At 72.1% G+C, this 20903-nt stretch carries 19 protein-coding genes; 15 read left to right on the top strand and 4 right to left on the bottom strand.

From position 1 onward, the window contains the following. Positions 1-3: 3 nt before the first annotated feature. A complete protein-coding gene (locus DJ010_RS08985) occupies positions 4-810 on the bottom strand; it encodes a nucleoside phosphorylase (RefSeq protein WP_158282978.1) in 807 nt (268 codons plus the stop codon). Between the two features lie 91 nt (positions 811-901). Here DJ010_RS08985 and DJ010_RS08980 point away from each other — a divergent pair, with 91 nt between their 5' ends. Together DJ010_RS08980 and DJ010_RS08975 are read left to right on the top strand one after the other, a co-directional pair. Beyond that, on the top strand, positions 902-1591 hold the full coding sequence (locus DJ010_RS08980) for an NAD-dependent deacylase (RefSeq protein WP_245927386.1): 690 nt from the start codon (positions 902-904) through the stop codon (positions 1589-1591). Next, positions 1588-2598 (top strand): asparaginase, encoded by a 1011-nt coding sequence (locus DJ010_RS08975; protein WP_211318724.1) that lies wholly within the window; start codon positions 1588-1590, stop codon positions 2596-2598. The genes DJ010_RS08980 and DJ010_RS08975 overlap by 4 nt, the downstream gene beginning before the upstream one ends. A gap of 545 nt (positions 2599-3143) precedes the next feature. Here DJ010_RS08975 and DJ010_RS08970 read toward each other — a convergent pair. Then, the gene (locus DJ010_RS08970; protein WP_109693330.1) at positions 3144-3920 is read right to left on the bottom strand and encodes a TetR/AcrR family transcriptional regulator; all 777 of its coding nucleotides are present in this window, start codon (positions 3918-3920) and stop codon (positions 3144-3146) included. Between the two features lie 102 nt (positions 3921-4022). On the opposite strand from DJ010_RS08970, the gene DJ010_RS08965 reads away from it, so the two are divergent. From DJ010_RS08965 to DJ010_RS08920, 10 genes are all read left to right on the top strand, one after another. Then, positions 4023-6179: an MMPL family transporter gene (locus tag DJ010_RS08965; protein ID WP_109693329.1), complete on the top strand. Its 2157-nt coding sequence runs from the start codon at positions 4023-4025 to the stop codon at positions 6177-6179. Between the two features lie 10 nt (positions 6180-6189). Continuing rightward, positions 6190-8022, top strand: a complete 1833-nt coding sequence (locus DJ010_RS08960; protein WP_109693328.1) for a serine/threonine protein kinase — start codon at positions 6190-6192, stop codon at positions 8020-8022. Positions 8023-8062: 40 nt separating this feature from the next. Beyond that, the gene (locus DJ010_RS08955; RefSeq protein WP_109693327.1) at positions 8063-9532 is read left to right on the top strand and encodes an MDR family MFS transporter; all 1470 of its coding nucleotides are present in this window, start codon (positions 8063-8065) and stop codon (positions 9530-9532) included. Between the two features lie 41 nt (positions 9533-9573). Continuing rightward, complete coding sequence (locus DJ010_RS08950; RefSeq protein WP_109693326.1) at positions 9574-10719, top strand: acyl-CoA dehydrogenase family protein; 1146 nt, start codon at positions 9574-9576, stop codon at positions 10717-10719. Between the two features lie 39 nt (positions 10720-10758). Further along, positions 10759-11316, top strand: coding sequence for an NYN domain-containing protein (locus tag DJ010_RS08945; RefSeq protein WP_109693325.1), 558 nt, complete (start codon positions 10759-10761; stop codon positions 11314-11316). A 15-nt stretch (positions 11317-11331) separates the two neighbouring features. Further along, positions 11332-11925, top strand: a complete 594-nt coding sequence (locus DJ010_RS08940) for a hypothetical protein (RefSeq protein WP_109693324.1) — start codon at positions 11332-11334, stop codon at positions 11923-11925. Between the two features lie 64 nt (positions 11926-11989). Then, positions 11990-12649, top strand: coding sequence for a hypothetical protein (locus DJ010_RS08935; RefSeq protein WP_109693323.1), 660 nt, complete (start codon positions 11990-11992; stop codon positions 12647-12649). Then, positions 12646-13230, top strand: coding sequence for a hypothetical protein (locus DJ010_RS08930; RefSeq protein WP_109693322.1), 585 nt, complete (start codon positions 12646-12648; stop codon positions 13228-13230). The genes DJ010_RS08935 and DJ010_RS08930 overlap by 4 nt, the downstream gene beginning before the upstream one ends. Then, a complete protein-coding gene (locus DJ010_RS08925) occupies positions 13158-14114 on the top strand; it encodes a sensor histidine kinase (protein WP_109693321.1) in 957 nt (318 codons plus the stop codon). The genes DJ010_RS08930 and DJ010_RS08925 overlap by 73 nt, the downstream gene beginning before the upstream one ends. After that, entirely contained in the window at positions 14111-14737 is a 627-nt protein-coding gene (locus DJ010_RS08920) for a response regulator (protein WP_109693320.1), read from the top strand. Before DJ010_RS08925 ends, DJ010_RS08920 begins: the two co-directional genes overlap by 4 nt. A 1-nt stretch (position 14738) precedes the next feature. Here the strand turns inward: DJ010_RS08920 and DJ010_RS08915 are convergent, their stop codons facing one another. Beyond that, positions 14739-15887, bottom strand: a complete 1149-nt coding sequence (locus DJ010_RS08915) for a GGDEF domain-containing protein (RefSeq protein ID WP_146207297.1) — start codon at positions 15885-15887, stop codon at positions 14739-14741. 107 nt (positions 15888-15994) lie between these two features. On the opposite strand from DJ010_RS08915, the gene lon reads away from it, so the two are divergent. Genes lon through DJ010_RS08900 form a run of 3 tightly spaced genes read left to right on the top strand, consistent with a single transcriptional unit; the run spans position 15995 to position 19015 of the window. Next, entirely contained in the window at positions 15995-18316 is a 2322-nt protein-coding gene (gene lon, locus DJ010_RS08910) for an endopeptidase La (RefSeq protein ID WP_109693318.1), read from the top strand. Further along, entirely contained in the window at positions 18313-18627 is a 315-nt protein-coding gene (locus DJ010_RS08905; protein WP_109693317.1) for a hypothetical protein, read from the top strand. Before lon ends, DJ010_RS08905 begins: the two co-directional genes overlap by 4 nt. A 10-nt stretch (positions 18628-18637) precedes the next feature. Further along, the gene (locus DJ010_RS08900) at positions 18638-19015 is read left to right on the top strand and encodes a DUF2200 domain-containing protein (RefSeq protein WP_109693316.1); all 378 of its coding nucleotides are present in this window, start codon (positions 18638-18640) and stop codon (positions 19013-19015) included. Here DJ010_RS08900 and DJ010_RS08895 read toward each other — a convergent pair. Continuing rightward, on the bottom strand, positions 18913-20898 hold the full coding sequence (locus DJ010_RS08895) for an FAD-dependent monooxygenase (RefSeq protein ID WP_109693516.1): 1986 nt from the start codon (positions 20896-20898) through the stop codon (positions 18913-18915). The genes DJ010_RS08900 and DJ010_RS08895 overlap by 103 nt on opposite strands. Positions 20899-20903 lie beyond the last annotated feature (5 nt).

The following is a 20903-nucleotide window of genomic DNA, read 5'->3' as shown; positions in this document are numbered from 1 at the left end:
CCGTCAGCCGCCGGCGTCCGCCATCGCCAGCGCAGCAGCAGCCGCGACGTCGAAGAGACCGTCGCGGACGTCGGCGAGGCTCTGCCATGCGCGCTTGTCCCACACCTCGCCGGTGAGGTCGTCGCCGCAGTAGACGACCTGCGCGAGCGGGACGCCGCGGAACCGCGCGACCGCCGCCAGGGCGGAGGCTTCCATCTCGACGGTCAGGCAGCCCTCCTCGCGCCGGGCGGCGATCTTCGCAGGGGTCTCGCGGTACGGCGCGTCCGTGGTCCAGGTCAGGCCGGAGACGAACGGCACGCCCCGGGCGTCGAGGACGGACTCGAGGGCACGGCGGGCGCCCGGATCGGCGTCCACGAGCCGACCCGGCGGCAGGTAGTGGAAGGACGTCCCCTCGTCCCGCAGGGCCGCCGAGACGACCACGCAATGGCCGAGCGTCAGGTCAGGGTGGAGCGTGCCGGCACCGCCGCACGCCACGAAGTAGCGGCAGCCCATGGCGATGACCTGCTCCAGCAGCGCTCCCGCCAGGGGGGCGCCGACCCCCGACCGCAGCACCGCCAGCCGCCGGCCGTCGTGCTCGAGCTCGAGGAGCGGGTGGGGCCCGTCCTCCCAGCGGTTCTCGACGAGGACCCGCGCGCCGCGTTGCTCGACGAGCCGGTCGACGACGTCGCCGAAGAAGGTGATGACGCAGGCCTCGGGGACGTCGCGGCGGGCGATCTGCTCGGTGGGCTCGATGAACGCCGTGAGCGCCGCGTCGTGCTCGCTCAGCGGGATGTGGAAGTGCCGGCCGTCGCCGTCCTCCGAGTGCGCCACGACTGCTCCCTCCGGGTCCGTCGGCGCCATTGTGTCCGGCGGCGGCCGCCTCGGCGAACCGGTTTCCGGCCGCCCGGTTACAGTCGCCGACGTGAAGGTGGTCGTCCTGACCGGCGCCGGCATCTCCGCCGAGAGCGGGGTGCCGACCTTCCGCGACGCCGACGGGCTCTGGGAGGGTCATCGGGTCGAGGACGTCGCGACGCCGGAGGGCTTCCACGCCGATCCGGAGCTGGTGCACCAGTTCTACGACGAGCGCCGCGCCGCCGTCGCCGAGGTCGAGCCCAACCCGGCGCACGTCGCGCTCGCCGAGCTCGAGCAGCTGCTCGGGGACGACCTGACCCTCGTCACCCAGAACATCGACGACCTGCACGAGCGGGCCGGGTCGAAGCGGGTCGTGCACATGCACGGAGAGCTGCTCTCGGCGCTCTGTGCCCGGTGCGGTCGCCGCATCCCGTGGGAGGGGCCGATGGTCGGCGCGCCGCCGTGCGGCTCCTGCGGCAAGGGTGATCTGCGGCCGGACGTCGTGTGGTTCGGCGAGATCCCCTACCACATGGACGCCATCATCGACGCCCTCGTGGAGTGCGAGCTGTTCGTCTCGATCGGCACCTCCGGCGCGGTCTACCCGGCCGCCGGTTTCGTGCAGCAGGCCCGGGCCTTCGGTGCGCGCACCCTCGAGCTCAACCTGGTGCCGAGCGAGGGCAGCCGGTTCTTCCACGAGGCCCGCCACGGCCGCGCCGGTGACCTGGTGCCGGCCTGGGTCGCGGCCCTGTGCCACCCGTGAGCTCCGTGCCGTCGGCGACCCGCCGGGTCGTGGTGCTCGGCACCGGCGGCACCATCGCCAGCCGGCTCGACGAGCACGGCGCCGCGACGCCGGTCGACCCGGTGGGCGGCCTGCTGGCCGACCTCGGAGCCGAGCTCGGCCACGACCTGGTCCTCGAGAGCCGCGACCTCTTCGTCAAGGACAGCTCCGCCCTGACACCGGCCGACCAGGCGCTGGTCGTCCGCGCGGTGCAGGAGACGCTGGCCGGTCCGGACGTCGTCGGGGTCGTGGTCACGCACGGCACCGACACGGCGGAGGAGACGGCGTACCTGCTCGACCTCGTCCACGACGACGAGCGCCCGGTGGTGCTCACCGGCGCCCAGCGGCCGGCCGACGCGCCGGACGCGGACGGACCGCGCAACCTCCGGGACGCCCTGCGCGTCGTTGCCGATCCCGCCGCTCGCGGGCTCGGCGTGCTCGTCGTCTTCGACGGCCTGGTGCTGGCCGCCCGCGGCACCCGCAAGGTGCACACCCACCAGACCGCCGCCTTCGCGCAACCGGACGGCGGCCCGCTCGGCCACGTCGCGGACGGCCGGCTCGTGGTCGACGACGCACCCGCGCACCGCGCCCACCTGACTCTCGACACCGCGGACCTCGCCTCGATCCGCGTCGACATCGCCGCCGTCTACCCGGGTGTCGACGGCACGGCGCTCCAGGCGTTCGCGACGGCCGGCGCCCGCGGCGTGGTGCTCGTCGCGACCGGCGCGGGCAACGCCAACCCGGCAGTCGTCGCCGCGGTCGCCGACCTCACGGACCGCGGTGTCGTCGTCGGCCTGACCACCCGGGTCGACACCGGTCCGGTGTGGGGCGGGTACGGCGGCGGCGGGGGCGGCGCCGACCTGGTCGCCGCCGGCGCCGTGCCGCTCGGCACGCTACGGGCGGGGCAGGGCCGGATCCTGCTGCTCTCGCTGCTCGCCGCCCTCGGTGACCCGGACCGGGTGCGGGCGACGCTGCCGACGTACCTGTAGGCGGTCGGGTGCGGGCGTCTCGATACGTCCTCGCCTGGCGGCTCGGACTACTCGACGACCGATTCGCTCGGGCTGCTCGACGACCGATTCCGCTGGTCCGGTCGTCGAGTAGGAGCGAGCGCAGCGAGCGACGTATCGAGACGCGGTGAGTCGGATGCGGTGCTGGCTGGTCGGTGATCGGTTCGTCGGTTCGGGCGTCTCGATACGTCCTCGCCTGGCGGCTCGGACTACTCGACGACCGATGCGCTCGGACTACGCGAGGATCGGTTCGTCCCGTCGGTCGTCGAGTAGGAGCGAGCGCAGCGAGCGACGTATCGAGACGCGGTGAGTCGGATGTGGTGCTGGGTGCGACTGGTTCGTCGGTTCGGGCGTCTCGATACGTCCTCGCCTGGCGGCTCGGACTACTCGACGACCGATTCGTTCGGGCTGCTCGACGACCGGTTCGCTCGGGCTGCTCGACGACCGGTTCCGCTGGTCCGGTCGTCGAGTAGGAGCGAGCGCAGCGAGCGACGTATCGAGACGCGGTGAGTCGAATGCGGTGCCGGCTACTCGGAGACCGGGGGCCGGTCCTGGGCGAGCTCGTCGTCGATGACCTTGGTCAGCCGGTCCGCCTCGGCGGCGAGGCCGAGCGGCTCGAGCCAGTCGAGCACCGTGGAGCGGAAGAGGGCGCCGCTCTGGATGACGCGCGGGTCGCAGTGGCCGGTCGACTCCAGCGTCACCACGCCGTAGAGCGCCGACCACGACCGCATGTAGACCCACAGGAGGCCACGGTCCTCGGGCTCGATGTGCTCGGCCTTGGCCGGGATCAGCGGGTCGAGCACGGCGTCGCGCACGATCGGGTCGAGCTCGTCGAGGCTCGGGTAGGAGAATTCGTAGCGCACCCAGATCTGGTAGAGCAGGTCGGTGAAGTAGTGACCGGAGGTCGCCAGCGTCAGCAGGTCGCGCCGGTCGGAGGTCTCGCTCCCGATCGGGTTGGCGAAGACCAGGGCGAACTCCCGCGGCTTGGCCAGCGCCCAGCGCCGGAACGCCACGCAGGCCGCGCACAGCTGGGCGGCCGGGTCGTCGTCGGGGTACTTCGCCGCGGCCTCCATGAACGTCTGCGTCGCCGCCTTGTCCAGCTCGAACGCGACCAGGTCGACCAGCTCCTGGTAGTTGGCGACGTACCGGTAGAGCGCCGGCGCGGTCATGCCCATCCGGGACGCCACCGCGCGCAGCGACAGCTCGACGCCCTCGGTGAGGAGGTCGGTCGCGACCCGCACGATCTCGTCGTACGTCGCCTCGCGCTGCCGCTCGCGTCGGGTCGGTGGGTGCAGTGCGGGCACGGAGCTCCTTGGGACGGGGATCACCTTGACGTCGGGAGTTTACACCGTTTACCGTTAACGGCGTTAACTCAGATGAAGACCTGTAGCGAAGGATGAGGAACGATGATCGAACGGTGGGGCGGCGTGGTCGTCCGCAGGGCGCTGGCCGTCCTGCTGGTGGGACTCGGGGTGACGGCGATCGCGATGATCGCGGGCGTCGGTCTCGAGGACAAGCTGTCGGCCGGCGGCTTCGACGACCCGGCGACCGAGTCGTCGAAGGAGCTCAGCGCCGAGCGCGAGACCTTCGGCAACCAGTCGATCGACGTGATCGCCATCTTCACCAGCGAGGACGAGTCGGCCACCGACGCGTCGTTCCGGGCCGAGGTCGAGAGCACGCTGGCAGCCGTGCCGGACGACGAGGTCACCGCGATCACGACCTACTACGACACCCAGGACCCGGCGATGGTGTCGGAGGACGGGCACGCGACCGCGGTCTACATCTCGCTGGCCGGTGACAGCCAGAACGACTTCATGGACTCCTACGACGCGATCCGCCCGACGATCGAGGAGTCCGCCCTCGACGTCGACTTCGCCGGGGCCTACGCCGTCTACTCCGACGTCAACGACCACACGAAGGAGGACCTGCTCCTCGCCGAGATCGTGTCGCTGCCGTTCGTGCTGCTGCTCTCGCTCATCATCTTCCGCAGCGTGACCGCGGCGTTGCTGCCGCTGCTCGTCGGCGTGGTCACCGTGCTGGGTGCGCGCGCCGCCATCGCCGGCCTCAACGAGATCACCGAGGTCTCGATCTTCGCGCCCAACATCATCACGTTGATCGGGCTCGGGCTGTCGATCGACTACGCGCTGTTCATGGTGTCCCGGTTCCGCGAGGAGATCGCGCTGCACCCCGACGACACCCGGTTCGCCCTGGTGCGCACGATGGCGACCGCCGGCCGCACCGTGATGTTCTCGGCGCTGACCGTCGCCGCGGCGATGAGCTCGCTGCTCGTCTTCCCGCAGGGCTTCCTCAAGTCGATCGGGTACGGCGGGATCGCGGCCGTCGTCGTCGCCATGATCGCCGCGCTCACCGTGCTGCCGGCCACGCTCGCGCTGCTCGGCAAGCGGGTGGACTCGATCCGGATCCCGTTCCTGCAGCGGGCCGCCGCGGTCGACAGCGACCACGGCTGGTGGTCGCGCCTGGCCCAGGGCGTCATGCGTCGCCCGGTGCTGGTGGCGGTCGGCGTGATCGCCGCGCTGCTCGTCGTCGCCTCGCCGTTCCTCGGGGTGAAGTGGGGCAGCGTCGACTACCGCGTGCTCCCCGCGGACGCGGCGGCCCACCAGGCCGCCGAGCGCCTCAACGACGAGTTCGGCGCGGAGCGCTCGACCGCCAACGTCCTGATCGAGGGCGCGGACGCGACCGAGGTCTCGACGTACGCCGAGGCGCTGCGCCAGGTCGAGGGCGTCGTCGACGTCCGGCCGGTGCAGGAGTCCGGTGACACCACGCTGCTCCGCGCCTCCTGGGAGGGCAACAGCCAGAGCGAGGACAGCCAGGACCTGGTGCGCGACCTCCGTGACGTGCCGAGCCCCGACGGGACGACGGCGCTGGTCGGTGGCCTGACCGCGGACACCGTCGACCTCGCGGCGTCGGTGAAGTCGCACCTGCCGTGGATGGGACTGATCGTCGTCTCGGTGATGCTGGTCCTGCTGTTCCTGGCGTTCGGGTCGCTGGTGCTGCCGGTCAAGGCGGTGGCGATGAACTTCTTCTCGATCACCGCGTCGTTCGGTGTCGTCACCTGGATCTTCAGCGACGGCCACCTCGCCGACCTGCTCGGCTTCACCAGCTCCGGCTTCCTCGACCTGACCAACCCGATCGTCATGCTGGCGGTGCTGTTCGGACTGTCGATGGACTACGAGGTGTTCCTGCTGAGCCGCGTCCGCGAGCAGTGGGACGCCACCGGCGACAACGAGCTCGCCGTCGCGACCGGGCTGCAGAAGACCGGCCGGATCATCACCAGCGCGGCGCTGCTGCTCGGCATCGTGATCGGTGCGTTCAGCCTCAGCGGCGTGGTCTTCATGAAGATGCTCGGCATCGGCATGCTGATCGCGCTGCTGGTCGACGCGACCGTCGTACGCGCGCTCCTGGTGCCCGCCACGATGAAGCTGCTCGGCCGCTGGAACTGGTGGGCCCCGGGCCCGCTGGCCCGCTGGTGGGAGCGGCACGGCTTCCGCGAGGAGAGCGGCCGGCCCGACGCCAGGAGCGAGGAGCCCTTGCGCGTGGGGTAGAAACGACTCCGTGGCTCCTGATGCGACAGGCTCGGACGGCTCGGCAGCCGGCTACCCCGTGCCTGGTGACCGCATCGGGCGGTTCCGGATCGTGGAGCAGCTCGGGCAGGGCGGCATGGGCGTCGTCTACCGCGCGGTCGAGGAGAACCTCGGCCGCGAGGTGGCGCTCAAGATCGTCGCGCCGTTCTTCGCCCACGACCCGGAGTTCCGTGAGCGGTTCAGCCGCGAGGCGCGGGCGCAGGCGTCCCTGGAGTCGGCCCACGTCGTCGCCGTCTACGCGCACGGCGAGGAGGACGGCTACCTCTACATCGCCAGCCAGCTGATCGTCGACGGCGACCTCGGCCGCCTGATCCGTACGGCGGGCGTCCCGCCGCTCGCCGACGCGCTCAGCGTCATCGAGCAGGTCGCCAGCGGGCTGGCCGACGCGCACGAGGCCGGCCTGGTGCACCGCGACATCAAGCCCGGCAACGTGCTGGTCCGGATCCGCGGCGGCGTCGTGCGCGCCTACCTCGCCGACTTCGGCATCGCCCGCCGGATGGACGCGGCGTCCACGCGGATCGGCTCCATGGTCGCCGGCACCCCGACCTACATGGCTCCCGAGCTGCACGGCGGCGCCGCGGCCAGCTTCGTCACCGACATCTACTCGCTCGGCTGCCTGCTGTGGGTGGCACTCGCGGGCACGCCGCCGTTCACCGGCCGGAGCGACTACCAGATCGTCGCCGCCCACGTGAACGGCGAGATCCCGCAGCTGCCCGGCACCAGCCCGATGGCCCAGGCGACGAACCGGATCCTGCGCCTCTCGATGGCGAAGGAGCCCGGCGAGCGCTACCAGTCGGCGGTCGCCATGCGCGCCGACCTGCAGGCGGCGCTGCGGCTACCGGCCTCGCCACGGCCCGTCGCGCCTCCGGCCTCGGGACGTACGGCGATCCGGCCGGCCGCGCCGGGCACCCAGCCCCGACCCGTCCCGGCAGCCCTGGTGCCGACCTCGCCCCCCGGCGGCGACCGGGGTGCTCCACCTCCCGCTCCACCTCCCGCGCCTCTTCCTGCACCACCTCCTCCTGCCCCCGTCCGCCGGCGCCCCGGCACCAAGCTGGTCGCGGGCGGCGCGCTCGCGGCGGTCCTCGCGGTCGGCGGCGGCATCGCGGCAGCGGCCGTCGTCGGCGACGGCGGGAAGGGCGACGAGGGCGACCCCGTGACGACGGAGTCGACCGGGCCCACGAGCGAGGAGTCGTTCCTCGCCCTCGCGCCCGAGGAGATCCTGCGCGCCTCGGAGAAGGAGATGAAGGTCCTCGACACCGTGCAGGTCCGGGGTCAGTTCCCCGACGGCGACCTGAGCGTGGCCGTCGACATGACCATCACCGCCGACGGCGACTGCCGGGGCACGATGAGCTACCTCGGCAGCGGCGGCGCGGAGGTGCTGCGCACCGAGGGACGGATCATGGTCCGGCCCGAGGCCGGCTTCCTCTCCGACCTCGGCATCGACAACACGAAGCAGTTCCTCGACTACCTCGACGGCCGGTGGCTCGAGTTCACCTCCGACCGCGACCAGTTCTCGAAGGTGTGCGACCTCGACGAGTTCCTGGAGCGCGACGGTCGCACGGGCGCGACCGCGACCAACGAGGGGCTCGTCACCCAGCAGGGCGAGCAGGCGGTCAAGGTGCACCTCGCCGAGGGGTCCACCATGGAGACCTACTACGTCATGGTCGCCGAGCCGCACTACCTGCTGCGGATCGACGAGGAGGAGGACGCGTGGTTCGAGTACTCCGCGTTCGACGAGCCCGTCGACATCACGCTGCCCGAGGAGAGCGAGATCCTCAAGGACTCCGAAGTGGGGCAGGACTGAGGCGGGAATGCGCGCCGTACCGTCTCGGTTGCGGCCAGTCATGACCTCCGCCGCCCCGACCCGCGCGTCCGTGGGGCTCCGGAGCGACCGCGGCCCGATCCTCGGCTCGGTGATGCTGTCGATCGCGCTGATCGCCATCGACGCGACCATCCTCGCCACCGCCGTGCCGGCGATCGTGACCGACCTGGGCGGGTTCACCCAGTTCCCGTGGCTGTTCTCGGCCTACCTGCTGACGCAGGCGATCTCGACCCCGATCTACGGGAAGCTCGCCGACGTCTTCGGCCGCAAGCCGCTGATGCTGTTCGGGATCGCGACGTTCGTGATCGGCTCGGTGCTCTGCGCGGTCGCCTGGAGCATGGGTGCGTTGATCGCGTTCCGCGCGTTGCAGGGACTCGGCGCCGGCGCCATCCAGCCGGCCGGCATGACGATCATGGGCGACATCTACTCCGTCGCGGAACGGGCGGTCGCCCAGGGGTACGTCGCCAGCGTGTGGGCAATGTCCGCCGTCGTCGGTCCCACCCTCGGCGGGCTCTTCTCCGACCACCTGTCGTGGCGCTGGATCTTCTGGATCAACCTGCCGCTCGGCCTGTTGGCTGCGGCCGTGCTGTGGGCGAAGTTCGAGGAGGAGCCATCTCCTCACGAGCGGCGGCCGATCGACTGGTGGGGCGCTCTGCTGGTCGCCGCGGCGGCTGCGCTGCTGCTGCTCGGCCTGCTCGAGGGCGGGATCCGCTGGCCGTGGTGGTCGTGGCAGAGCGCGGTCGTGCTCGGTGGCGCGGCGCTGCTCACCGCTCTCTTCGTCCGCGTCGAGGGCCGGGTGGACGACCCGGTGCTCCCCGGCTGGCTGTTCCGGCACCGCGTCCTCAACGCCGCGACCATCGCGGCGTTCGTCGCCGGCGTCGTCATGCTCGGCGTGACGTCCTACGTGCCCGTCTACGCCCAGCAGGTGCTGGGCGCGGGAGCGACCGTGGCGGGCTTCGCTGTCGCCGCGCTCGCGATCGGCTGGCCGATCGCGGCCAGCACGTCGGGCCGGATCTACCTGCGCTGGGGCTTCCGGGCCTGCCTGTTCCTCGGTGCGACCTTCGGCGCGCTCGGTGCCGTCGTGCTCACGCTCGTCGGCCCGGACAGCTCGATCCTCCTGCTCGCCGGAGCCTGCCTCGTGCTCGGCCTCGGCCTGGGCTACGTCGTCAGCCCGAGCGTCGTCGCGCTCCAGTCGGCCGTCGAGTTCCGCCGGCGCGGGGTCGCGACCGGGGCCAACATGTTCTCCCGCTCCGTCGGCAGCGCGGTCGGCGTCGCGGTCTTCGGCGCCATCGCCAACGGCGTCGTCGCCGACCGGCTCGGAGGGGCGGACCGGGCCGGGTCGGTCGAGCTCGAGAAGCTGCCGGACGCCGTGCTCGATCCTGCGCTCCAGGCCGTCTTCCTCGCCGTGGCCGGCTGCGCGCTGCTGCTGGTGCTGGCCGCCCTCATGATGCCGGGAAGGGTCGAGGGTCCGGACGGCGAGACCGCGGCCTGAGCGCCCCGGGCGGCGATGCTACTAGCCGGTAGTATCGGGGCATGAAGCGCGAGATCTACAACGAGGACCACGAGGCGTTCCGCGACTCCGTCCGCACCTGGATCGAGCGTTCGGTGCTGCCGAACGCCGAGAAGTACATCCAGGAGAAGTCCCTCCCGCGGGAGTTCTGGCTCGAGGCCGGGGCCCAGGGCATGCTCGGGCTCTCCATCCCGGAGGAGTACGACGGCGCCGGCGCCGACGACTTCCGTTTCAACGCGATCCTCAACGAGGAGATGGCGAAGGTGGGTGCGTGGATGCCCACCTGCGTCGGCATCCACGTCGACATCACTGCTCCCTACATCGTCGAGCTCGGCACCGAGGAGCAGAAGAAGCGCTGGCTGCCCAAGGTCTCCTCGGGCGAGATCCTCCTCGGCATCGGCATGACCGAGCCGTCCGGTGGCTCCGACCTGGCCGCGCTCAAGACCACCGCCGTCCGCGACGGGGACGAGTGGGTCATCAACGGCTCCAAGACGTTCATCACCAACGGCTACTCCGGCGACCTCATCGTCACCGCCGTGCGCACCGACCCGGAGAAGGGCGCCAAGGGCATCACGCTGTTCGGCATCGAGGCGACCAAGGAGGGCTTCAGCCGCGGTCGCAAGCTCGACAAGGTCGGCATGGAGGAGTCCGACACCTCCGAGCTGTTCTTCGAGAACGTGCGCTGCACCGACGACGACATCATCGGGGAGCTCAACATGGGCTTCATCCACATGATGCAGAAGCTCCCGCAGGAGCGGATCTCGTGCTCGGTGGCCAACACCCACCACGCCAAGCAGATCCTCGCCGAGACGATCCAGTACGCGAAGGACCGCCAGGCGTTCGGCCAGTCCATCGGCCGCTTCCAGCACATCAAATTCCTCCTGGCCGAGCTGGTCACCCAGGTCGAGGTCTGCGAGGCCTACATCGACAAGTGCGTCGACGCCCACACCCGCGGCGAGCTCACCGCCGTCGAGGCCGCCAAGGCCAAGTGGTGGTCCTCGCAGATGCAGAACGAGGTCATCGACCACTGCGTCCAGATCCACGGCGGCTACGGGTTCATGAACGAGTACCGGGTCGCCCGCGCCTGGCGCGACGCCCGCGTCACGAAGATCTGGGCTGGTTCGAACGAGATCATGAAGGAGCTGATCGGGCGGGAGCTCGGCTTTTGACCTGAGGCGCTCCGGCCCGAGTCGTCGTACTGTCGTCCCATGGGCGACGGACGCACCACCTACCTGCTCATCGACGGCGAGAACATCGACGCGACCCTGGGCGGGTCGATCCTGGGTCGCCGCCCGCGGCCGGAGGAGCGACCTCGCTGGGAGCGGCTGTTGCAGTTCGCCGAGGAGCGGTGGGGGCAGCCGGCGAGCGGGCTGTTCTTCCTCGCCGCCAACAACGAGCTCCCGATGCCGTTCGTCCAGGCGCTCCTGGCGATGGGGTTCCGTCCGATCCCGCTGACCGGCGGCCCGAACGAGAAGGTCGTGGACATCGCGATCCAGCGGACCCTCGTCGAGCTCCGCCACCACGAGGCGGACGTGGTCCTCGTCAGCAACGACGGCGACTTCGTCGAGCAGGCGGCCGACCTCCTCGACGGCCGGCGGCTCGGTCTGATGGGGTTCGCGGAGTTCCGCAACAGCGCCTTCGCCGACCTCACCGAGCGCGGCCTGGAGTTCTTCGACCTCGAGTACGACGTCGCCGCCTTCAACTCTCCGCTGCCGCGGGTCCGGATCATCCCGATCGACGAGTTCGACCCGGCCCAGTTCCTGTAGGTCTAGGGTCTGCCCATGGCACTCGGAACGACCGAGGTGGAGTCGCCGCCGCGCGAGCCGGGCCGGCCGGTCGACCGCCGCTGGCTGCTCGCCGCCGGGCTCGTCGTGGTCCTGGTCGTCGGCGGTGTGCTGGCCTGGGACTGGCGACACCTCGACCAGCGGTACGAGAGCGGCTACGGCATCAAGCCGCGGGTCGGCGTGGGCGAGCCGGTCTGGACGACCCTCGTCCACCACAACCGAGACGACCTCGAGGAGGTGACGGTCACCGAGATCGAGCCGATCGTCCGGACCGACGGTGCGGAGGTCGAGGTCGAATACCTGATCTGCGAGCTCGACCAGGGCAACCTCGCGCGCGAGAAGGTGGGCGGCTTCGGCTACGGCTTAGGCGATCGCGACGTGGACCGCTATTGCGCCACAACCACGCCCGCGAAGGGCGCGACGTTCGATCCCACCGGCGACTCGCTCCAGGAGCTGCTCGTCGGCGTCACCGCGACCAGGCCGGGTCGCACGATCATCACGGGCCACCACATCGAGTTCGAGAACGGCTGGCGGGTCGGGGACGACGACATCGCCGTCGAGATCGACCTGGCCGTGCGCCGCTCCCGCTGACGTCCCGGCAGGTCGGGACACCGGCCCCATGCGGTGGGTCGCGCGCCCACGCCAGCGTGGGTGCATGAGAAGAGAACCGATCCTTGTCCTGTCCGCACTGCTCTCCGCCCTCGGCCCGCTGGTCGGCAACGGCCTGTACGCCGGTCCGACCGGCGACGACGAGGAAGTGCTCGCCTCGCTGCGGGACGGCTTGCCGACGATCGCCTACGCCGGGTACGGGCTCGAGCTGCTCGGTTTCGTCGCGATGGTCGTCCTCTTCGGCTGGCTGGTCTCCTTCCTGGCGCGGCCCGCGCCGGTCGCGGCGGCCTGCGTCGGCGTGGGTGGCGCGGCGATGCTCGGTGTGAAGCTCGGGTCGGCGGGCTCGACGATGGCAGCCCTGTCGCTGGCGGACGACATCGACGCCACCACCGCCGAGGTCCTGCTCAGCCTGGGCGAGCAGGGATTCGTCCTCCAGGGTTTCCTCCTGGGCCTCGCGCTCTCTGCCGCCGGTGTCGGGCTGCTCGCGACCCCCGCGCCTCGGTGGCTTGCCTGGTGGCCGACCGTCGTGGGCGTGCTGGCGATGGTGACCGCCGGCATCGGGGTCGTCGCGCCCGCCTCGTACGTGCCGATTCCTTTCCTGCTGCTGCTCGTCTGGATGGTCGCGCTCGCGATCCGCTCGGCTCTCGGCACCTCGTCGGCGGAAAGCACCCCAGCCGCGGCGGCGGCACCGACAATGACCGCATGACAGCTCCCGATGCGCGTGCAGCCACGGTCGCCACCTGGTGGCCGTGGCTCGCGTTGCCGGCGGCTGCGGCGAGCCTGGTGACGCTGGGCCTGTCGATCGACCTCCTGTCGTCCCACGACGGGGTCGAGGGCGAGGTGTGGGTCCTGGTGCCGGCGGCGGTCGGCTTCAGCGTCGTGGCCGCAGGGATCTGGTCGACCCGGCCGCACCCGCCGGGCATCGTGCGGCTCGGCGTCCTCTACACCGTCGTCGGTCTCGCCTGCGCGCTTGCGCTACCCGCGCACGGTTGGGCGCAGGAGCGACTCGCGGGTGCCGAGGCGGCGGCCTGGCTCTCGAGCTGGGTGTGGGCGCTCGGCACGCCGCCGCTGATGGCCTTCGGTCTGCTGCTCTACCCCGACGGGAACCTCCCGAGCCGACGGTGGTGGCCGGTGGCCGCGATCGGCGCGGCCGGCATCGCCGGACTGGTCCCTCGGGCGCCCTCGCCCCGGGACCGCTCGCCGACGAGCCGACCGTGGACAACCCGCTCGGGTTCGGCCCCGACGCTGCCTGGGGCATCGTCGAAGGCGGCTCGTTCCCGGTGCTGATGCTCGCCACGGTCCTCGGCCTCGCCGCCCTGGTCGTCCGCTTCGTCCACGCACCGCGAGGCAGCGACCTGCGCGGCCAGATCGCCGGGTTCCTCGTCGCGGCCGCCGTGCTGGTCGTCGCCGCGCTCGTCCCTGCCGACGCTGGGCCCCCGCAAACGGTGCTCGCGCTGCTCGCGGGTGCGGCCCTCCCGGCCACGGTCGGCTACGCGGTGCTGCGGCACCGGCTCCTCGACCAACGGGCCGAGGTCGTCGACCTCCGGCGGCGCGTCACGAGTCTTTCTGCATCCCGCCGCGAGCTCGTCGCCGACCGCGAGGACGAGCGCGCCGTGCTGCGCCGAGAGCTCCACGACAAGCTCGGGCCCTCGTTGGCAGCCATCGGTCTCGGTCTCCGTCACCTGGAGCACGACCCGGACCCCGAGGTCGTCCGTGGCCTCGCGGACGAGGTGCAGCGCGCGGTGGGCGAAGTGCGCCGGATCAGCGCCGGACTCGGACCGGCAGCCCTCGACGACCTGGGCCTGGCGACCGCGCTGAGGGAGTCGCTGCGCTCGCTCGACCGGTTCGGCCCGACGGTTACCGTCGACATCGAGGCACTCCCGGACCTGCCCCGCGTGGTGCAGGTCGCGACGTACCGCATCGTCATGGAGGCCGCGACCAACGCGGTGCGGCATGCAGAGCCGACGCTGGTGTCGGTCAGCGTGCGGCACGACGACGGTGTCCGCGTCCGGGTCGAGGACGATGGCGTCGGCCTGCCCGCCACGCACGAGCCCGGGATCGGCCTGAGAGCGATGAGCGCCCGCGCGGAGGAGCTCGGCGGTCGGCTCGAGGTGGCCAGCGCCGACGGTGGCACGCGGGTCGAGGCGTGGCTTCCCGGAGGCGCTTCGTGACGCGCGTGCTGGTCGTCGAGGACCACCCGCTCTACCGTCAGGCGGTCGCGCGGCTGGTCGGCGACATCGACGGCTGGTCGGTCGTCGGCGAGTTCGGTGAGGCGGAGCCGGCGATCGAGAAGGCGGTCGAGGCGGACCTCGTCGTGCTCGACCTAGGGCTGCCCGGCACCGACGGCCTGTCGGCGATCCGGCTCTTCCAGCGCGCCAACCCGGATCTGGTGGTCGTCGTGCTCACGATGTCCGAGGAGGCCACCGCGCTCGGTGCCGCCATCCGGGCGGGTGCCCGCGGCTACCTGGTCAAAGGATCGGAGCCGGGTGACATCGTGCGCGCGCTGGTCGGCGTGGCGCGCGGCCAGGTCGTGTTCGGTGAGCAGGTCGCAGCGGCGGTGCTGACGCAGGCCTCGGCCGCGCGGGTGGCGGCCCCGTTTCCTGGTCTCACCGAGCGCGAGACCGAGGTGCTCGACCTGGTCGCAGCGGGGCGCTCCAACGCCGAGATCGCCGACGCGTTGTTCCTCTCGCCCAAGACAGTCCGCAACCAGGTCTCCAGCATCCTCACCAAGCTCGGCGGCACCCGCTCCGAAGTCATCGCCCGGGCACGGGACGCCGGGCTCGGTGCCGGATGAGTCAGCCCGCGCCGTCGTACACGACGACCCGGTCGCGACCGGCGGCCTTGGCCTGGTAGAGCGCGACGTCGGCACGAACGATCGTGTCCTTGACGCCGACCTCGGCGTCCAGAGGTGCGATGCCGAAGCTGATGGTCGGCAACGGTCCGTCCGCGCCGCCGTCGGCGTAGCGGGCACGGATCCGTCCGACGGTCTCGCGGGCGTCGGACGCGACGGGCACCAGCAACGCGAACTCGTCGCCGCCGAGCCGGCCGACCAGCCCGCCGTCGCCGACGACCTCCCTGGCCACCATCGCGAATCGCATCAGCGCGGCGTCGCCGGCGGCGTGTCCGTGACCGTCGTTCAGCGCCTTGAAGCCGTCGAGGTCGGCGGCCACCACCGCGGCCGAACCGTGGGCGACGAACGCGCCGGCGCGGCGGAGGAACTCCGACCGGTTCAGCACGCCGGTCAGGTCGTCGTGCGTGGCCTGCTCGTGGAGGTCGGTGGTCTGCTCGACGTGACTCATCTCCGACATGCTGAACGTGACGACGACGAGCATGACCAGGGTGATCAGCGTGGTCGCCTGCGACCCGAACGCCGCGCGGAACAGGTCGTCGTCGGGACCGACGGCGACGAAGACGACGGCGCGCAGGAGGTAGTAGAGCGCGACCATCCCGGACGTCAGCGTGAGCGACCAGAGCGTGAAGCGGATCTGGGCCCGGGCGGTGGCCTGCCCGAGTCCCGCGCGCAGCATCGTGGCCAGCTCGTACGCCGACAGCCCGAGCATCACCGCCATGCCGGACAGGAAGAACGGACCACCCGCCCAGATGTCGTCGGCCGGGTCGTCGAGGGACGAGGCCACCAGCACGACGAGCGGAGCGATCGCCAGCTGCCACCAGGTCGTCGCGCGACCTCGCAGCGAGCGCGCGGCCGCCCACACGCAGCCGGCGCCCAGCACGGCGAGGGTGTTGCCCAACGGGTTGGCGACCACCTGGACGTCGGTGTCGTTGGCCAGGAAGAGGAGCGCGCTGACGAAGAACAGCACCAGCGAGATGCACCACCAGCCGCTGTACGCCGAGCGCGTGGTGCGGTACGTGACGCCGTACGAGAGGACGACGACGCACAGCCCGACCACCCCGAACGTCACGCGGAGGGTGGCGGTGTCGAGCACACCCCCAGGCTAGGAGGGAGCCGCGCCCGAGCCCAAGCCGCCGTTCGCTCGCAGCGAACTCAGCCCACCTGCGGGAACGGCAGGACCCCGCCCGGAGTTGAGCCCACATGACTCAAGTTGTGAAGCGACTGCCGGTCCTCTTCCTCGACGACGTCGTCCTGCTCCCCGGGATGGTCGTGCCGATCGAGCTGGACGAGCCGGCCCAGGCCGCGGTGGACGCGGCCCGCGCGGCGGACCTCGAGGAGATCCTGGTCGCGCCCCGGCTGGAGGGGCACTACGCGGCGTACGGCGTCGTCGCGTCGCTCGAGAAGGTCGGGAAGTTCCGCAACGGCGGCCCGGCCGCCCTCCTGCGCACCGGTGAGCGGGCGCGGATCGGCAGCGGCGTGACCGGCCCCGGTGCCGCGCTCTGGGTGGAGGTGGAGGCGGTCGAGCCCGACCAGCCGACCGACCGCACCCGCGAGCTGGCCGCCGACTACAGGAAGCTCGTCATCGCCGTCCTGCAGAAGCGGGAGGCGTGGCAGATCATCGACACCGTCAGCGCGATCGACGACCCGTCCACGCTGGCGGACACGGCCGGGTGGGCGCCGTACCTCTCCAACGACCGGAAGCGCGAGCTGCTGGAGACCCCCGAGGTCGAGCGGCGGCTGGAGCTGCTGGTCGAGTGGACCCGCGACTACCTGGCCGAGGCCGAGGTGAGCGACAAGATCGACGAGGACGTGCGCGAGTCGGTCGAGAAGCGCAACCGCGAGTACCTGCTCCGCGAGCAGCTGCGAGCGATCCGCAAGGAGCTCGGCGAGGAGGACGGCGAGGGTTCCGACGACTACCGCGCCCGGATCGAGGCGGCCGAGCTGCCCGACGCCGTGCGCGAGGCCGCACTGCGCGAGGTCGACAAGCTCGAGCGCAGCAGCGACCAGAGCCCCGAGGGCGGCTGGATCCGCACCTGGCTCGACACCGTGCTCGACCTGCCCTGGAGCGAGCGCAGCCAGGACAACACCGACCTCACCGGCGCGCGGGCGGTGCTCGATGCCGACCACCACGGCCTCGACGAGGTGAAGGAGCGGATCGTCGAGTACCTCGGCGTCCGCGCCCGCCGCGAGGAGCGCGGGCTGTCGGTCGTCGGCGGCCGCGGCTCCGGCGCGGTGATCCTCCTGGCCGGCCCTCCGGGCGTCGGCAAGACCTCGCTCGGCGAGTCGGTGGCGCGGGCGCTCGGACGGAAGTTCGTGCGCGTCGCCCTCGGCGGTGTCCGCGACGAGGCCGAGATCCGCGGCCACCGGCGGACGTACGTCGGCGCGCTGCCCGGTCGCATCGTGCGCGCGATCAAGGAGGCCGGGACCATGAACCCGGTCGTGCTGCTCGACGAGGTCGACAAGGTCGGCTCGGACTTCCGCGGCGACCCCGCAGCGGCGCTGCTCGAGGTGCTGGACCCCGCGCAGAACCACACCTTCCGCGACCACTACCTCGAGCTCGACCTCGACCTGTCCGACGTGCTGTTCATCGCGACGGCCAACGTGCTCGAGACGATCCCGCCCGCTCTGCTGGACCGGATGGAGCTGGTGACGATCGACGGCTACACCGAGGAGGAGAAGGTCGCGATCGCCCGCGACTTCCTGGTCCCGCGCCAGCTGGAGCGGGCCGCGGTGACCGCCGAGGAGGTCACGGTGACCGACGACGCGCTGCGCGAGCTCGCCGCCAACTACACCCGCGAGGCGGGCGTCCGCGTGCTCGAGCGGCTGCTGGCCAAGGCGTTCCGCAAGGTGGCGCTCGGTGAGCTGCCGGCCGTCGTCGACGAGGACGCGCTCACGGACCTCGTCGGCCGGCCGCGGTTCACCCCAGAATCGGGGGAGCGGACGGCAGTGCCGGGCGTCGCCTCGGGACTGGCGGTCACCGGCATGGGCGGCGACGTGCTCTACATCGAGGCGTCCTCGCTGCCCGGCGACCGGTCGTCCAACGGCGGTCTGACCATCACCGGTCAGCTGGGTGAGGTGATGAAGGAGTCCGCGCAGATCGCGCTGTCCTACGTCCGAGCCCACGCCGACGAGCTCGGCATCGACCCGGCCCTGCTCGACCGGCCGATCCACCTGCACGTGCCCGCCGGCGCCGTACCCAAGGACGGGCCGTCGGCCGGCGTCACCATGACGACCGCCCTCGTCTCGCTGCTCACCGGGCGCAACGTCCGCGCCGAGGTCGGCATGACCGGCGAGGTCTCGCTGACCGGACGCGTGCTGCCGATCGGCGGCGTGAAGCAGAAGCTGCTCGCGGCCCAACGGGCCGGGCTCACCGAGGTGTTCCTGCCGCAGCGCAACGAGCCCGACCTCGACGACGTGCCCGCGGAGGTGCGGGAGGCCGTCACGGTGCACCTCGTGTCCGACGTGCGGGAGATCCTGACGGACGCCTTGGAGGCAGCGGATTCGGGTATCGCCGCTGCGTGAGCGGGCGGGAGGTCGAGCGGACCGACGACGGTCGGTACATCGTCGTCGACGGACGGCGCTGGCGGGCGACCGATCCGGCGATCCCCGAGGGCCGTCGCGCCGAGCTGACCAAGGTCCTGATGGCGTGGCGTCGCGAGGTCGGGCGGACCAAGGGGACCGACGACGAGCCGGCGGCGCGCGCCGGGGTGCAGGCCGCGAAGGTCGCCCTCGGCGAGCGCGGCACGCCGTGGTGGGAGCAGACCGACGACGAGCGCCGGGAGCGGTGGGAGACGGACGTGCCTTGGCCCGCACGTGACGGAGGTGCGAAGTAGCCTCGGTGGCGTGCACCGGATCTACCAGCTCAGCGTCGCCTCGGTCTACCCGCACTACGTGACCAAGGTCGAGAAGAAGGGCCGGACCAAGGCCGAGCTCCACGAGGTCATCGAGTGGCTGACGGGCTACGACGAGGAGGCGCTGCAGCAGCACCTCGAGGACGGGACCACGTTCGAGGACTTCTTCGCGCAGGCCGACCTCAACCCGAACGCGTCCGCCATCACCGGCGTCATCTGCGGCATCCGGGTCGAGGACATCGAGGACCCGCTGATGCAGAAGGTCCGCTACCTCGACAAGCTCGTCGACGAGCTCGCCCGCGGCAAGCCGATGGAGAAGGTGCTGCGGGGCTGGCCCACCGGGGTCTGCGCGGCTTCGGCGAGCGGGTAGGGCGCGATCACCGGGAGGTACGGCGTGGGATCGGTCGTCCACGCCAGCCCGGTGATCGCCTCGGCGCTGCGCCGGCCGCTGAAGACGCGGAACAGCTCATAGGCCGAACCACCGACCGAGCCTGCGGGATCGCCCTTGCCGACCACCCAGGACTTCTTGCCGATCGACACCTCGAGCGCCGGCAGTCCCCGCCGGCGCAGCCGGAGGCCCAGCCAGTCGCGGTAGGAGTCGAACCCGAACCGCAGCACCGGCCCCGACTCGTCGGCCGGCAGGTCCAGCGCCTCCCGCAGGTCGGCCAGGTGCGCGGCCAGGTCGGTCACCGGTGCCCCCGGGCCCCAGACCGGAGCCCCCGGCACGGGGTTGTGCCCGAGCCGCAGTGCGGTCACCAGAGCGCGCAGGTGCACGTCCGCGTCGCGCAGCAGCCCCTCGCGGTCGCGGGAGACGTGCCGGGTCACGTGCCCCGCCGTCCACCTCTCCCGCGCCTCGGCCAGCGCGGGATCGGTCCACGCCTCGAGCGCGGCGTCGTAGAAGCGGCCGGCGACCGAGTCCTCGGCCACCCCGACCAGGTGGGCGACCAGGTCGCCGACCGTCCAGTCCGGGCAGGACGGCACCACCCGGGCGAGGTCCTCCTCGGCCAGCGACTCCACGAGCGCGACCAGCTGGGCGACGCCCAGCTCGTAGAGCCCGGCCACGTGCCAGCGTGCGATCCGCTCGCCGGTCAGCACCGCACGCGGGGCGACCTGCTTGTCGAAGGAGTCGAGGAACTCCTGGCCGGCCACGGGATCGGCGACAAGGCCGGCGTAGACCGGAGCCGCGGCCGGACCGGGGAACCGGCCGGCGTCGTACGACCACGCGTAGTGGCCGGCGTCCCGCTCCTCCCGCCAGGCCTCGTAGCCGGCCAGCGGCTCGCCGGACAGCGAGCGGCCGAGCGCGTCGGCGACGTACCACCCCTGGGCCAGTGCGTCGCCGATGCCCTGCGCCGTCGCGGGGTGCTTGAAGGAGACGGCGTCGCCGACCAGTGCCCAGCCCGGGCCGTGGCCGCGGCGCTGGAAGCCGCGCAGCATCGTCTCGGGCACCGGCAGCACCGGACCGACCTGCTCGGCCCGGGCCAGAAGCCGGGGGTTCACCACGCCGGGGAAGCGCCGGATCGCCGCCAGGTAGGCGGCCTGCCGCTCCTCGGCGCTGCCGCTCGTGAGCGACGCCGGTCCGGACACCGAGATCAGGTGGACGCCGTCCTCGCAGGGAGACGACATGATCGCGGCCTGCTCGTGCACGTCGATCTGGCACAGGTCCGAGGGCGGCAGGCCAATCCAGTAGCCGACGAGCATCGCCATGTCGCCCCGGCGCTCGTCCGTCTTCTCCAGCCCCAGCCGTCGGGCGACGGTGGAGCTGCGGCCGTCGGCGCCGACCACCCACGAGGCGGTGACCTCGCGGCCGTCGGTGAGGACGACGCCGCGGACCGGGTCGTCCGCCGTGCCGGCGCCGACCAGGCCGGCGACGCCGGTGCCGAGCAGCACCTCGACGCCGGCGTCGACCGCCGTCGCCAGCAGCGCCGCGTCGAGCGCGACCCGGCGGACCGACAGGGTGCGGGTGTGGCCGCCCTTCGCGGTGAACTCGCCGACCACCGCGTGTCCCAGCACCCGCCACGAGTAGCGGGTCGGGTGCAGCCGGTGGCTCGCGCGCAGCCGCTCTCCCGCGCCGAGCCGGTCGAGCAGCGCCAGCGACCCGGGGAAGAACTGGTGGGTCGAGAGGGTGTCGCTCGGCATCGGGTCCCGGTCGACCAGCAGCACCCGCCGGCCGGCCCGGGCCAGCACGGTCGCGGCCGTGCTGCCCGCGCACCGGGCGCCCACCACGATGACGTCGTAGGAGAGGTTCGCGTCCATGGTGC

The sequence above is a fragment of the Nocardioides silvaticus genome, assembly GCF_003160695.1.
Taxonomy (GTDB): Bacteria; Actinomycetota; Actinomycetes; order Propionibacteriales; family Nocardioidaceae; genus Nocardioides; species Nocardioides silvaticus.
Note: the sequence above shows the minus strand (reverse complement) of the source record. Positions and strands in the feature narration are given on the sequence as shown.

Coding starts and splice junctions, on each gene's coding strand:
- DJ010_RS08950 (WP_109693326.1), top strand. CDS start 9,574: ATGAAGCGCGAGATCTACAACGAGGACCACGAGGCGTTCCGCGACTCC.
- DJ010_RS08930 (WP_109693322.1), top strand. CDS start 12,646: ATGACAGCTCCCGATGCGCGTGCAGCCACGGTCGCCACCTGGTGGCCG.
- DJ010_RS08965 (WP_109693329.1), top strand. CDS start 4,023: ATGATCGAACGGTGGGGCGGCGTGGTCGTCCGCAGGGCGCTGGCCGTC.
- DJ010_RS08895 (WP_109693516.1), bottom strand. CDS start 20,898: ATGGACGCGAACCTCTCCTACGACGTCATCGTGGTGGGCGCCCGGTGC.
- DJ010_RS08955 (WP_109693327.1), top strand. CDS start 8,063: ATGACCTCCGCCGCCCCGACCCGCGCGTCCGTGGGGCTCCGGAGCGAC.
- DJ010_RS08945 (WP_109693325.1), top strand. CDS start 10,759: ATGGGCGACGGACGCACCACCTACCTGCTCATCGACGGCGAGAACATC.
- DJ010_RS08940 (WP_109693324.1), top strand. CDS start 11,332: ATGGCACTCGGAACGACCGAGGTGGAGTCGCCGCCGCGCGAGCCGGGC.
- DJ010_RS08935 (WP_109693323.1), top strand. CDS start 11,990: ATGAGAAGAGAACCGATCCTTGTCCTGTCCGCACTGCTCTCCGCCCTC.
- lon (WP_109693318.1), top strand. CDS start 15,995: ATGACTCAAGTTGTGAAGCGACTGCCGGTCCTCTTCCTCGACGACGTC.